Origin of the sequence: Paenibacillus sp. 79R4, assembly GCF_013393165.1 — a bacterium.
GTDB lineage: Bacteria > Bacillota > Bacilli > Paenibacillales > Paenibacillaceae > Fontibacillus.
This window is the reverse complement of the sequence record NZ_QJOT01000002.1, coordinates 268,990-282,850: the sequence shown is the minus strand read 5'-3', so window position 1 is coordinate 282,850 and position 13,861 is coordinate 268,990. Positions and strand designations below refer to the sequence as shown.

Sequence of the window (13,861 nt, the reverse complement as noted above, 5' to 3'; positions counted from 1 at the left end):
TATCGATGCTAGAGTATCTATACAGCAAATAAGCCATGAACCCCCCACCTGCTGAAATATAGTGAGCTCTTCTTGGCTTATCGTCTGTAAGGCTAATGAAATAATTAAGTCGTTGCTTCTTTATAAGGGACTACTGCACCGCAGAAATCGCACTTTACCGCCCGATCCGGTGGAACCGTAGCTACAGCTCCGCACCCCGGACACTCGACGGATACAGGTGCTTTTGGAGCCCCTCCCGCTACTGAAGCAGCCCCTCCCGGAAAAGCGTTAACGGGATTTCCATTCTCCGTCGATGAAGTATATACATAACTGGTGGTAACGGTTCTAACCCCCTGACTACTTGCTTGTTTGAGCTGCTCCTGTACAAAATCATTGACCGACCTGGCATCAAGCGGATCAAAACCTTTATTAACCGTTCCCATTGCAGAGGGACCCGGTTGGTTTGAATTAGGAATCCCATACGGTCCACCATTTGGCATTCTGTTATAGTTACCGGGATTGACCGGTCTACCTTGAGGATAGCCTGAGCCTGCCATATTAAGCGGGGACTGCTTCTTGGCATCAACCATCCTGACACTCATCACCAGCAGCAAAATGCCTGGTACAATTAATATAACAATAGCAACGATGCTAATCGCTATTTCAGAAGATGCTAAACCTCCAAAAAAACCGACGATTCCAATAAGCAGCAAGCCTATTGCTAATACCATAAGCAAGACACCGGATAATTTTTTCACGGTATAACCTCCTAAACCTGAATCATTGATAGACTATTTCGATATGAGCAGCTGACTGTTGCGTCTGGCAAGTGTACCCGAGAATTCATTTAAGCCTTGCAGAATAAGCTCAAACGATAACTCCTGGTCGCCGGAGAGCATCGGCGTTACCTGCTCTATTAGGGAATGAATCTGCTGATACAAGGATTGATCCATGTATGAAAGGGATTGTGGCGTAACCGGATCGCTGTAATGAACCTTGTCGATCAGCTTGATCATAACGGACTCCATCTCAGAACGGTGCGGACTATCTACGGAACGAATTTTTTCGTGTAATTCCTTTAAGGCCATCTCAATAGCATGCAGGTTGACAACCCCTGTGCTCGTCTCTTCTTCATGAGCGATAGCTGATCTTAGGAACAAGAGAAGCAGCCCGCCGAGCATGACCGCTATGGCAAAGGTCAACACGTGCAAGAGGATGAACCAGCGTAGGGCCATGTCAGCAAATCCGGTTAAAAAGGAAAAAGCAAGTACCGCTACGAAATAAGCAACAATAACGATGCCCAAAGCCAGATAACCGGGAACCATTCTTTTAATGGTATCGACATGACCGCACCAATAATCCGCATAACGCCACAGAACGGTTTCCGCCAATAGCACTGAGGCCAGTGAAATCCAGAAGGAAATCGTCATTACAAAGCCCGTATATAGCGCCAAAAACGAGATTAGCGTTGAAAAGACTGCTACCAGATATAAACCCAGCAATACGATCTTTCCTAAAGGTAACCGATGGGTTGCCACTAATCGTTGCCCCCTTCCAGTAGGCCGGCCCCGCATTCCAAACAGAATTTTTGATTTGGCCCCACCTCATGTCCGCAGCTATTGCATCTTAGAACGACCTCCGTACCGCAATTCCCGCAGAATTTACTGCCGCCCGGCACTAATTCACTGCACTTTGGACAACGGCGAGGCAGCGGTTCTTTGCATTTTTCACATTCCAGGCTATTCTCCGGATTATCGGTGCCGCATCTTGGGCAGGCAAAATATTTATCCCCGCAGTTCGGACAGAACTTGGAATTCTTCTGAATCGGAGAGCCGCAAACGTTGCAGGTTGCGACGGTCTCCTTAGCAGCGGCATGCTGCATATTCTCCGCTAACGGCTGGCCACAGCTGCTGCAAAAGGCCGAGTTCCCCTCATTAGCATGCTGGCAATTCGAACAAATGCGGTAGGCGGCAGCTTGCTTGTCTATCGCTTTGGTATTCATAGCTCCGGCAAGCTCGGACATCGCATTTCCTAACGGCCCGCCAATACCTGCTCCCATTCCAAAGCCAAGTCCGCTCCCCATCATTCCAGCCTGCATGCTTCCTTCATTTTTGGCCGCTCCCTCTAATGTATCAAAGGTCCGCTCCTGCTGATAATTGTATCCGAGGATGTCCATTTCCGCTTTGCGTGCCAGCGCATCTCTCAAACGCTTTACAGAAGGATCTGATTCCGGTAGATTTACGCTCTGTACGTATAGATTCAGGACATTAATCCCGTATTCTTCCATAGAAGGGGCTACTGCATTTTTGAAATGATCCGACATTTCACTAGTAAATGCGTTGATCTCCAGCACACTGATTTTTTTATGTACAAGATAGGAAGTAATGAGTGAGTTTATGTTCATTCCTATTAAGCCGCGGAAGTACTCGATCAGCGTATTTTGGGTAAATCCGCGAAGGGTTCCTACCAATTTGGTCAGGAATTTACGTGAATCCTCGATTTCAATGCCCAATTGCCCAAAAGCTCTGACAGGAACAATAATATTATACTTCGGGTCCTGGAGTTGAATCGGGCTGGACGTCCCCCACTTTACATCCAACGAGCTTACCTTGTTGATATACCAAACTTCAGCCGAAAACGGAGATTTTCCTCCAAACGGCAAATTGATGATATTGTTCAATATCGGTATATTTGCCGTACTTAACGTATGACGACCGGGGCCGTATAAATCAAGCGCTCTGCCATCCTTGAACAGAATCGCTTCCTGGGATTGATTTACAATGAGTTGAGTCCATGTCCCTAATTCTGTCTCGGGATGCTTCCATACGAGAGCGTCCGGGGAGCCGTCATACTTGATTACATCGATTAATGCCATTTCTCTTTCCCCACTTATCAATATATTTATTTAATTATGTATTCTACCAGATGCCATCTATTTCCTCCTGATATATAACAAAAGGACTAATCTAAAAGTCACCTCCAAGCACCGGCAAGTTAATCCGGCGCGTCCTAGTAGCGGTCTAGTGACATGCTAGCGGCGGTCTAGTGGCATACTAGTGGCGCGGTCTAGTCATGCTAGCGGCATGCTTGCTAGTAGCGGTCTAGTGACATGCTAGCGGCATGCTTGCTAGTAGCGGTCTAGTGGCGCATATGCCAGCAGCGTCCTTAGTAGCGGTCTAGTGACATGCTAGCGGCATGCTAGTAACGCCCTAATTGCGTCCTATTGAGGTCTAGCATAGCAAAAGTTGCAAAACTCATAACCGCGAGTTACAATTATGTAAATTGGCCATAAAGTAGACGCCGCTTCGATGCAACTAATCGAAGCGGTTTTTTTGTCCTCACATTGGTGGAATCCTATTAGTTGCCCAGCCTGCAAGTGGTTTTGCTTAACCGCATTTACATCGCCCAGGAACTTGGCAGTATCATAAACCCATTGAGTATAGAAGACGAAACCTTAGTGTGGTCAACGTACGTGTAACGCTTGACCCACCTGTGGTGTGCGGGCAACGTGCGGGGTTCGGGGGCTTCACCTGTGTTGTGTAGGCAACGTGCGGGGTTCGGGGGCTCCACTTGTGTTGCGTAGTAACGTGCAGGAATCGTGGGCTTCACCTGTGGCCTGTCGCGTCAACGCGCGGGGAATCGTAGGCTTCACCTGTGTTGTGTAGGTAACGTGCGGGGTTCGGGGGGCTAACGAAACTACGTATCGTTATTTAGACCAAATAAGGCCTCGTAAATTTCTAACGAAACTGGGTATCGCTATTTAGTGAAAAATGCAGGTTTTCTCCCCATTTTCGTTCAAATAACGATATGGTGTTTCGTTAAATCTCTCGAGGCCTCAAATTCGACCAAATAGCGTGTCACAGTTTCGTTAGCTGAGATGCGCCAACTAAAGCTGCCACGTTTCCTGAATGCAGTTCCGATTTTTGCTTAAATAGCAATATGAAGTTTCGTTAGAACTCTCGTGGTGGCCTCAATTTTCCCCAAATAATGTGTTACAGTTTTAGTAGCTGGGGGATTCCGACTAAGCTGCCACGTTTCAAGCCTTTTTTCCTCACACTGAATTCCTATTAGTTGCTTTGCCTATAAGTGCCTAGAACCGAAAACCGAAACCTTAGTAGGGTCAACGTGCGTCTAAAGTGTGGTCCACCTGTGGCTAACGAAACTACGTATCGTTATTTAGACCAAATAAGGCCTCGTAAATTTCTAACGAAACTAGGTATCGCTATCTAGTGAAAAAAACAGGTTTTCTCCCCATTTTCGTTCAAATAACGATATGGTGTTTCGTTAGATCTCTCGAGGCCTCAAATTCGACCAAATAGCGTGTCACAGTTTCGTTAGCGGGGTATGCCTATTAAAGCGCCAAGTTTCTTGGTGGAATGCTCCAGTTACTATTAGAGGAACCGCTTTTCCCATGGCTAATTAGTTAGTGGCTGGCATTCCAATTGCGTGTGACATTGTAGTCATCTAACGCGGAGGCGCCCACCGAGCTGTCCGTACATATGGAATTGTGGTTTGGCATTGCAGTCAGCAAACGGAACTAGTCTAATAGTTGCCAAATACTAGGATAGAGGTTAAACTTGTTAGTAATGTGGTCGTAAAGCATACGCCGCTTCGGTACTTTGTATCGAGGCGGCTTTTTTGTTACTAAAAATTCCAAATCGGTGGTGAAGCAGATTGACAACATTTGAGCAAATGTATGAGGAATGGCTGGAGAAAAATATTGCTCAGGAAGAAAATCAAAGGAGACGCGAATTATTAGTAAAAGGACTGGGGCACGGAACAATTGAATTTTTACGCACCATTTGGTATCCCGCCGTTCAACATTTCGATCACTTATACCCTGAGTGGGAAGTACGCGATTTTCATAACGGGCATCGTTACGTCGATCTTGCCTACCTTCCCGGAGCCATGAAGGGAGCCATCGAAATTCAAGGCTACGGCCCTCATGCCCGGGATCTTGACGTTAGACGGTTTAAGGATCTTTGCTGGCGGCATAGCTTGTTGGCACTGGATCATTGGATCATTTTGCCGATTGCGTACCTTTCAATTAAAGATGAGCCACAGCGATGCCAACAGCTCATTCTATCCTTTATTGGCAGGTTTATGGCTGTTGATGCATCGCCCGAGTTAGATTATCTTGAAGCGGAAACCGTACGTTATGCCCTACGACAGTTCTGTTCTTTTAGTCCGACAGAGCTTGCAAATCACCTGCGAATCTCAGACCAATACGCCCGGCGTATCCTGCATAAGCTGGTAGATGCGAATCATTTGGAGATAGCCACCGGGAGCAAAAGATATCGCAAATATCGTTTGCGGATGTCATAATTCAACCATTTGGTGATCGAACCCCAAGCGCTGCAAATTACCTCTATATATTCTCTAACGAAACTACATATCGTTATTTAGACCAAAAAAGACCCCGAAAATTTCTAACGAAACTGGGTATCGCTATTTAGTGAAAAATGCAGGATTACTCCCCGTTTTTGCTCAAATAGCGATATGGTGTTTCGTTAGAACTCTCAAGGCCTCAAATTCACGCAAATAGCGTGCCACAGTTTCGTTAGAGAGGTGTCGGGGTGTGTTTGTTTAGCGGTAAGTACTATTTCCCCACATGTACGGATTGCACTCTAACAGCCATATTCCTAAGAACCATAGCTCACAATCACGGAATGCACTCATTCATTAGTACTATGCAATCCCGCCATGCGGTCCATTCGAGACGCCGTGCAACAAGAAGCATTTTCTTTAATCAGCAGCGCATAACTCCGGCCCTTGTGACAGATTGGAGTCTGGGCATGCAGGTGATGCGGTGAATGCGACGAGCAGTCTATATGCTTCGGCCCCTGCGCAAGCACCCAACCAGTCCTTTAAACACAACATTAAGCGTGCTGCCAGAATGGCTGGTAAAATGCCCCTCCCTCCCCCTACTCCACTTCAACCGATTGCAGAGCCTGTTTTGAGCCTTTTTTTAAAGTTAACATCACAATGAAGGAAATACAGTATAAGGCAGCTAAATAGATCATTACGACCGTCATATCATAGCTTTGAAGGATATAACCCACAAAGATTGGCGAAAACCCTCCTATAGCCCTACCGAAGTTAAAAATCGTATTTGTCGCTGTACTCCGAATTTGCACAGGATAAAAATCACCAATTAAAGCCCCGTACCCGGCAAACATGCCATTCGAGAAGAAGCCGACGATCGCGCCGCCGAGCAAAATAGAAATACTTCCCGTTGCGTAAGAGTACAAGAACACAGCGCATGCGGATGCAAGCAAAAATATACCAAAAGCACGCTTGGCACCAAATCGATCCATAAACCGTCCAAACGCAAGCATCCCAATAATCATGCCAACCGCCGTACTAATCGTCCATAAAGCGGAGCTTGAAACGGATAAACCTTGAGATTTCTGCAACATCGATGGCAGCCAGATCATTAAGCCATTGTAACCGGCAATTTGTACAGTAGCCATAATAATCAATGAAATGGTCGTCATCGATGTTCTCGACGTTGCAAAAAGTCCCGCTAACTTCCCTTTATTGGCCTCTTTTTTATTTTTCTGAGCTGCCAGCCATTCCGGTGACTCCTCAAGATTCTTACGTACAATGAATGCGAAAATGACAGGTAACACACCCACGAAGAACAAAGCTCTCCACCCTAATGTCGGTAGAATCACTGCACTAAGCAATGCTGCTAAAATAACTCCGTACTGAGCCCCTACACTAACATATGAAGAAGCTCTTCCTTGCTTATTCTTCGGCCAGGCCTCGGCAACAAGAGCCATGCCTATTCCGTATTCGCCTCCTGCGCCAAGACCTGCGACAAATCTATAAATATAAACTTGTTCAATATTCGTTGCGAGTCCAGTTAGCGCTGTCCCTATTGCGAACAACAAGACGGTGTACGTAAACACTTTTACCCGACCATACTTATCAGCTAAAACTCCAAAAATAATACCGCCTAACAGCATACCAATATTCGTTATGGATGAAATCAGTCCACCCGTTGCGAGATCAATGTTGAACTCTGAAATAATCATTGTCATCGCGAAGGAAATAAACATAATGTCCATCCCTTCTAACGTTAAGCCAGCCACTGAAGCTACCACAGTTTTCTTACGATAATCCATTTTGACGCTCCTCCAATTTCTTGTTGATAAAAGCCTCTTTTAGGTGTTTGAGGGAATGGATTGCATCAATCTTTTCCATTCTCTTTTGAAGCCTCACGGGACTTCCTTTAAAAGAGTCAGACCAAAAACATAATAAAAAGCCCTTCTGGCACAGAGGACAAAAGGGCATGTAAATACATAGATATTATTAAGCTTATAACATCAAGTACCCCTTTTCAGCCTCTCTGGACCGTATTAAAGGAAAATTATTTCGTGTTACATAGTAGCAAAATAAAATAGGGGATGTCAATAGCGAAGATGATTTCGCTAACGAAACTACAGATCGTTATTTGGTCCAAAACAGGGCGCAAAAAAATCTAACGAAACTGGGTATCGCTATTCTGTGAAAAAAGCGGGGATAAACCCGAATTTTGCTCAAATAGCGATATGGTGTTTCGTTAGATTTAAAAAGGCCTTCATTTTGCCTAAATAGCGTGTCACAGTTTCGTTAGCGTTACATACCGCTAGGAGTGGAGCCCGCCATCGGGCTAGCAAATGGGTAGGACATCGGCTGACCATAGGGAGACCATAGGGAGACCATAGGGAGACCATCAAGCTGACCCATCGGATACTCCAACAAGTAGGACACCAAGTATGCCAGCCAGTGGGGCACCAAGTACGCCAGCCAGTAGGACACCAAGTACGCCAGCCAGTAGGACACCAAGTATGCCAGCCAGTAGGACACCAAGTACGCCAGCCAGTGGGGCACCAAGTATGCCAGCCAGTGGGGCACCAAGTACGCTAGCCAGTAGGACACCAAGTATGCCAGCCAGTGGGGCACCAGACTGGCCATTGGACTAACCCACCAGGCAGACCGTTAGGTAGGCCATTAAGCTGGCCGTCAGATATATCCCTCGGCAGACCATTAGGTAGACATCGGGTAAACCAACAAGCTTGACACCGGGCACGCCACCGAGTAGAGCTCCAAACGGGCTGGACATGGTGCTAGCCACCAGACACGCCGTCAGTTAACCCTCCACCAGGCAGCCCCCCAAGCCAGGCTGCCATCGGATACAGGCCACCAGCCTGGCCGCTCCCCCTTATAGCTGCATCAAAATTTGCGGATCTTTGATTTTGTTGTCTTCGGCCAGCAGTACTACCTTGGACAGGACTTCGGCCGTTCTCGGATCCTCATCCATAAACGGCAGGAAGAGACGTCCGCGATGCTGGGAATGTACCGGGATAATATTCAGCGCCCCGGTGCCTTGCTTGTAAGCTATGCCGCTGCCAAGATGCACAGCGTATTCCCCAAGCTTCCCTTCGATCCGGGCAAAGCTGCCATCCAGTTTCACCTGATTCAGCTTGAGCAGACGCAAGGATTCCTCCACGATCACCTTCCGCAGCTCGATCGTCGTCAGGCTCGCTTCCGGATCGACACCTCCGACATGGGCCGTGCTAACGACAAGGTCGATGTCCCGCATCGTCTCCGAGAACAAGATCGGCGGGACCTGGACTATTGGAATATGTTCGTACGTTTTCCGGTCGAAGAACTCCACCGCCTCCAGCGTTGGCGCCTCCGTGTCCGCAGGTGAGAACCAATCCGCCATGGCATAAACCGTCGCGATAATGTTCTCCCGGTAATGTACCTTTTGCAGGCCCGATTCATAGCTGACCGTCCAGCCGCGTCCGCGCAGCAATACCACCGTCTTGCTTGGCTGCACCTGGTGTCCGGCATAACGTTGCGACCCGGTCTTACCAGCTCGTTCATCCTCGTTCACGAGATACAGCTCGCGGAACACCTGCTTGAACGGCTGGCGGATGCCGCGGGTGAACAAGTCGCGCTGATACGCACTCCACGCGCCGCTCTCATAGAGATCGAGCGGGTGGGCAATCGTCAGCTGATCCTTGTCGGCCAGCACCCAGGCGTGGCCGCTCGGCTCAACCAGCCGCAAGGTGCCGTCCTCTGCTGCCGTGAAATATCCAAGCTGTTGATCTGCTTTGAATACCAAGGCGGCTACCAGTGGACGCAGCACCGGACTCGCGGTCAAAGCCGCCAGCTCACTGGCGCGGAAGCCGCTTTGCTCAGCCATGGAGCGCTCCAGCTCCCGTTTTGCACGGCGATACTGATCCGTCAACTCTGTCTTGGCTTGCTTGAGCTGCTCGATATAACCGTTCTTCTTGAATCTTGCCGGTACAGATTTTAGCAATTTGCCTTTGCCGGTCACTTCTAACTCGGCCTTGCCTTCTTCGTCTACGGTCAGGCGTACATGGGTATCTGCATCCAAAGCATATGGCTCAAACAGACTTGCCAATTGCTCCAGCATGCGCGCTTCCATATCCCAGGTCAATCGAATCACATCGGTGTACCCTGCGCTGCGTGCCAGGTTGCCGAGCGCAATCTGCCCAACTGTACCTTCGCTCGCTCGCCGCTGTGCCCCAAATCCCCTGCTTTGCTTCAAGAACTCCTGAATAAAATGATATCTCTCGCGCAGATCCTGCTCCGGATTAGAAGTAAACGGAATTAAGCTGTACGCAAGCAAATGCTCCTTGTTCCGCTTATCCACGACAGATCTCTTCATGTCATCGAGCCGCAATTGCCCGAGCACTGCATCGGCAAACAATTGCGAACGACGATGGTTAGAGCCGGCAGAAATGTACTTTGCGCAATCATATAACTGACGGAAGCGCTCTTCCCCTATAGTGCGGTATGCTTCGTTAAACCAATGGACATCAAAAGCTCCATCGTTAAATTCCTGCGGCGTAATCGGCGAATAATGGGCAACGATCGTCTCTTTTTCCGCTGAGAAGCTCTCGTTGATGTGAGCATGGAAATACCAAGCCGTACTGCGGAGCCCCTCCCAGCCTAAATACCTGGCTACAATTTCAATCCATTGCGGAGCGTACATCGCGGCTTCCAGCAGGAGCTTCTCCGTAATTCCCGTCCCCTGGAGCAGCTGCCCCAGCTTCCCTTCATCTTCTCCATCACGCGGGTAACAAACCTTAAGAAGATGGCTAAGCGACTCCTTCTTCGTGATCTGGTTACCGTAACCATAAATATAGCCGCGGACAAAGGTCTCACCGCGCAAACTCGTCAGTATACGGATCAACGGCGCCATACCATAAATCCGCTCAAAGGACATCGTATACGTGGTGGCATCGGTTGTTAAATCACCACGGGCAAGTTCGATATCAAGCAACCGTGATACGATCCGTTCACGCAGTTCGATCAGCGGTTCATGTCGATTCACCAGTGTATCCCGGGGCGAGGTCAGCTCACGCATGTGACTGCGCGCGTCCCGGCCCAGCAATTCCTTGCACAATTCGTTCTCCCCAATCAGTCCCAGTAAAAATGCCCTGAAATATTGGTTTACATGAAGAACCGAATAACGATGCTGCTCATCTTTATCCGCTCTCCGCAGATCATATTGAACCGCCGTACGGAAGAAAGAGCGGAATGATTGCAGATCATGAACACGACTTTGTAAAATTGAAAATAAAGGTTCTGCCGCAATTAACCATACCGATTGATCCCGCTTCTCCAGCTGCGTCACATCGCTCGTCATCGCTTTGATCAGAGCGGCTTCCACCAAATCATAGGTGTCGCTTCTCTTGCTGTCGGCAAAACAGGCAGGCACCAGCGTCATCACCTGCTGACTGTAACGCAGACCATCCGTTATTTCCAATACTTCCAAAATGCTCTCCAACGGAATAAGCTGCTCCAGGAATTGCCGTCGTCCTCCCTCTAACAGCTTGGTTTTCCTCATTAGGTCGTAATCATAAACATCGGCAAAATGGCTATAAAAAGAATCCAAAGTATACTTCAGATTTTTCATCTGCAGTGCGAAGTGAAGTCCCAGCAGCTCCTGAGAACTTAAACCGCTCTCTTCATAATATTGCTGCCACTTCTCGGCCAGCGGGTACAACTGGAGTTCACTTTCTGCCTCGAAGCGATCGTATTCCAACGCCTCCATACGATACTTATACGATAGAGGCCTTAACTCGGCTCCGATAAGCTTTGCTTCTTTGTGTCCGCTATAATATTCAACCTCATATTCGGTATCGCGATATTCATGCACCAGTTCATCCAATCCCTGCAGGAACTTGCCGGCGCGTTCTGTCGAGATCATCAATATTTGCTTCATGCCTGCCCCGGATACGTCCCGCTGCTCCAGAAGCCATGGCTCCGTCTGCCGCGGATCGTAAAGGCCAAAGCCGATCTCGGCGCTGAAGCCGCTATCCTGCTTCAATTTATCAAGAAGCTGTCTTTCCTTTGGCGTCGGGCTCGCAATGCGATCCGCTGACGGCTTCAGCTGCTCATATTGCTCCGCGCGATCCGGATCATCTTTGAGTTCCGTTAACAGCTCGAGTCCGGCAAGACGCTGTAGCTCACCTTTGGCAGACAACAGCCGTTCCAGGCTTAGAGACAGTAATTCCCCAGGCTGATGCAAAAGGATATCGATAGCATTCTGCCGCAGTGAGCCGGTCTTTAGCTTGAGCAAGTCTTCAACCAGCTTCAGTTCACTCTCTTGCAGCGTCAGCTTCTTCACCTGGCGCAGCGCATGCTCGCGGTTCGTCATGCTCTTATCGGAGAGGGCAGCAAAAATAAAAGCGCGCTGCTTCCCGGAACTCGGATCAGCCGTAAAGTAATTGATCAAATCGCCTCGCAGATCGGGGCTCATTTGCACCGACATGTCGATCAGTTCTGCGATCCACTCCACGTCCATATCATAAGCGGTCAAATATAACAATTTGCGCAATACCAGGTCAGAGGAATAGCGGAATTCCGTAAAATCAAGCACGGGCGATACGCCTGATTTCTCCTTCACCGGAACCGCTTTAAGAATCGCTTTGAATCGCTCGTATTCTTGACTTCTTGTTGACTTGTCTTCCAACACAGGCGTTCGTTTAAGCTTCAGCACACGTTCCTGGCTTTCCCCAACCTGCCATTCATATTCATAATCGTAGCTATAGTTCTGCAATATCCAATACAGCAGTTCAGGATCATCATTCTCATTCAGACTGTTCCGGGCGATTTCAAACTTCACCGCTGTGTTCTGACTGTTTGCCAGTACATATTGGGCGACTACCTTCTGGTAGTGCTCACCGTTCTCCATCAGATACCTAATCTGTTCTGGAAGTGCCTCTTCCTCATGAACCGCTGAAGCCCAGAGGCTCATGTATACCTGATTGGCACTCACGGAAGCAAGCCATTCTTGACGCTGCTTCTCATCGGTAAGCACGGTGTATGCCTGCTGTAACAGTTGGCCGGCCACACGTTGATTCGCCGCATCCAGCCCCATGCCAGTCCAGGTCCCAAGCGCACGCACAATCGAGCTGAACCGGTACAAGTCGTGATCCAGAATCACTTTCAACAAATACAAATTCGCCTGCAGCGTACCCGCATCCATCTGCTCGGCAATCGATTGGCGAAGTCCTTCCTGCAGCCGCGCCGCAACAAGCAGCTCGCCAACCATCGTGTAGACATCCTCACGGTGACTCATCAGAATCCCCTTGATCATCTCGGGCTTAAGAAGGGCCGTCTGGTTATCGCCATAAATGATCTCTCTCAGCGCCGCCTCGACCCAGCCATCCCCATGATCCAGCTCATAAGCCAGCAAATCCGGAATTACCCGATGAATCCAATAGATCCGCTCGATGGTATAATCCGGTTTAGTCAGATAATCACGTAGCGAAAACTGCAAAGATTCAGCAGCGAAGAGTTCCTTGATTTTGCCCAGAATCATGTTCAAGTGAACTTCTGGCCGCTGCGTTCTGAACGGTCTTCGGTAATACCCGTTGGCATACGGAAACTCAGCTGCATGCCGGGTTATGTACCTTACCATTTCCACCGTCTTCTCGCCAGCCAGAGCAAGCATCGTTTGCTCAAGCGGAGCATAAAAGCGATCTGGCCGCGTGCCGCAGAGTCTGGACAATTCCTTGTACAGTGCTTTGTATTCATCGCTATCGGAATTAATATAGGGCTGGCGAATGAGCTTGTATAAATCCCGAACCCTCTGATCCCCGCCTGCTTCGGCCTCTTTGACCCTAGCTTCGATAGCAGTCCAATATTGTTCTTCCTGAGTCAGTTCCATCATCATATCCCTCCATGTTCACCATAGTCCTCCCGCCAGCATCGTAAAGCGCATAAATACGATTCGATCCCCTTCTCGGGTCACAAGCGGAGCATCCAAATCCACGATTTCCGTCTCATTGATAAACACCCGATACAAGCCATCTGCAAAAGCCGTCAAAGCTGCACCCACCGCTTGCTCTGGATCAGCCTGCCTGTCATCATAAACCGTTCCGAAACCGACCTTGCCCTGTTCTGCGCTTTCCCCAATCTGCGCCTCTGTTATGTAGGGAATTACATTTTTCTCGAACTGTCGTTCCTTAAACGCCTGTACCCCACCTTCCACAACCCCGGCAATCAATTCTCGGAGGGTTTGTGGAATGCCAGGCAATTCAAGCTCTTGGGCTGCAAGCTCCTTGCGTTTGCCCGGCTTTTTCACCGATACGATCAGCTTCATCTGCATTTCCCCCTCGCTTACATATCCTGCTGACACACGATCCGATTCCCTACCTGGAACCATATGTATCAAAAAAATTCATATGCACGATAATTCATGACACCCTTATTCCTATAAAAAAAACATGATGTTATTAATTCAAAAATAGTATAAAGCTTGGCAAGTTCTGTAATCAATTTCTATCATTCATGGGAACCTTAAACGCTCCTTTGGGCCCAGTCCGATTAGTTGGATTTACCTAACCTT

General features: G+C 48.5%; 9 protein-coding genes. 1 reads left to right on the top strand and 8 read right to left on the bottom strand.

Translation table 11 applies throughout. The annotated features are described in order from the left end of the window. Positions 1 to 104 precede the first annotated feature (104 nt). The 3 genes from DMN77_RS03250 to DMN77_RS03240 are packed head-to-tail and all read right to left on the bottom strand — an operon-like array spanning position 105 to position 2,854. On the bottom strand, positions 105 to 737 hold the full coding sequence (locus DMN77_RS03250; protein ID WP_068780925.1) for a TFIIB-type zinc ribbon-containing protein: 633 nt from the start codon (positions 735 to 737) through the stop codon (positions 105 to 107). A gap of 33 nt (positions 738 to 770) precedes the next feature. Continuing rightward, positions 771 to 1,517 (bottom strand): hypothetical protein, encoded by a 747-nt coding sequence (locus tag DMN77_RS03245; RefSeq protein WP_179013488.1) that lies wholly within the window; start codon positions 1,515 to 1,517, stop codon positions 771 to 773. Beyond that, entirely contained in the window at positions 1,517 to 2,854 is a 1,338-nt protein-coding gene (locus DMN77_RS03240; RefSeq protein ID WP_179013487.1) for an SPFH domain-containing protein, read from the bottom strand. Before DMN77_RS03240 ends, DMN77_RS03245 begins: the two co-directional genes overlap by 1 nt. Before the next feature lie 1,799 nt (positions 2,855 to 4,653). Between DMN77_RS03240 and DMN77_RS03235 the strand changes: the two genes are divergently transcribed. After that, entirely contained in the window at positions 4,654 to 5,304 is a 651-nt protein-coding gene (locus DMN77_RS03235; RefSeq protein ID WP_179013485.1) for a transcriptional regulator, read from the top strand. 599 nt (positions 5,305 to 5,903) lie between these two features. Here DMN77_RS03235 and DMN77_RS03230 read toward each other — a convergent pair. From DMN77_RS03230 to DMN77_RS03210, 5 genes are all read right to left on the bottom strand, one after another. Next, positions 5,904 to 7,109, bottom strand: a complete 1,206-nt coding sequence (locus tag DMN77_RS03230) for an MFS transporter (RefSeq protein WP_179013484.1) — start codon at positions 7,107 to 7,109, stop codon at positions 5,904 to 5,906. Between the two features lie 493 nt (positions 7,110 to 7,602). Continuing rightward, positions 7,603 to 7,857 carry a hypothetical protein gene (locus DMN77_RS03225; RefSeq protein WP_179013483.1) on the bottom strand — a complete coding sequence of 85 codons (255 nt, stop codon included), beginning with the start codon at positions 7,855 to 7,857 and terminating at the stop codon, positions 7,603 to 7,605. A gap of 88 nt (positions 7,858 to 7,945) precedes the next feature. Next, positions 7,946 to 8,089, bottom strand: a complete 144-nt coding sequence (locus tag DMN77_RS03220) for a hypothetical protein (protein WP_179013481.1) — start codon at positions 8,087 to 8,089, stop codon at positions 7,946 to 7,948. 99 nt (positions 8,090 to 8,188) lie between these two features. Next, positions 8,189 to 13,186 (bottom strand): DUF4132 domain-containing protein, encoded by a 4,998-nt coding sequence (locus DMN77_RS03215; RefSeq protein WP_179013480.1) that lies wholly within the window; start codon positions 13,184 to 13,186, stop codon positions 8,189 to 8,191. Positions 13,187 to 13,198: 12 nt separating this feature from the next. Continuing rightward, entirely contained in the window at positions 13,199 to 13,615 is a 417-nt protein-coding gene (locus DMN77_RS03210) for a hypothetical protein (protein WP_179013478.1), read from the bottom strand. Positions 13,616 to 13,861: the final 246 nt, after the last annotated feature.

What these genes read in the sequence shown, in the direction of transcription:
- DMN77_RS03240 (WP_179013487.1), bottom strand. Translation starts at nt 2,854, where the DNA reads ATGGCATTAATCGATGTAATCAAGTATGACGGCTCCCCGGACGCTCTC.
- DMN77_RS03230 (WP_179013484.1), bottom strand. Translation starts at nt 7,109, where the DNA reads ATGGATTATCGTAAGAAAACTGTGGTAGCTTCAGTGGCTGGCTTAACG.
- DMN77_RS03220 (WP_179013481.1), bottom strand. Translation starts at nt 8,089, where the DNA reads ATGTCCAGCCCGTTTGGAGCTCTACTCGGTGGCGTGCCCGGTGTCAAG.
- DMN77_RS03215 (WP_179013480.1), bottom strand. Translation starts at nt 13,186, where the DNA reads ATGATGATGGAACTGACTCAGGAAGAACAATATTGGACTGCTATCGAA.
- DMN77_RS03210 (WP_179013478.1), bottom strand. Translation starts at nt 13,615, where the DNA reads ATGAAGCTGATCGTATCGGTGAAAAAGCCGGGCAAACGCAAGGAGCTT.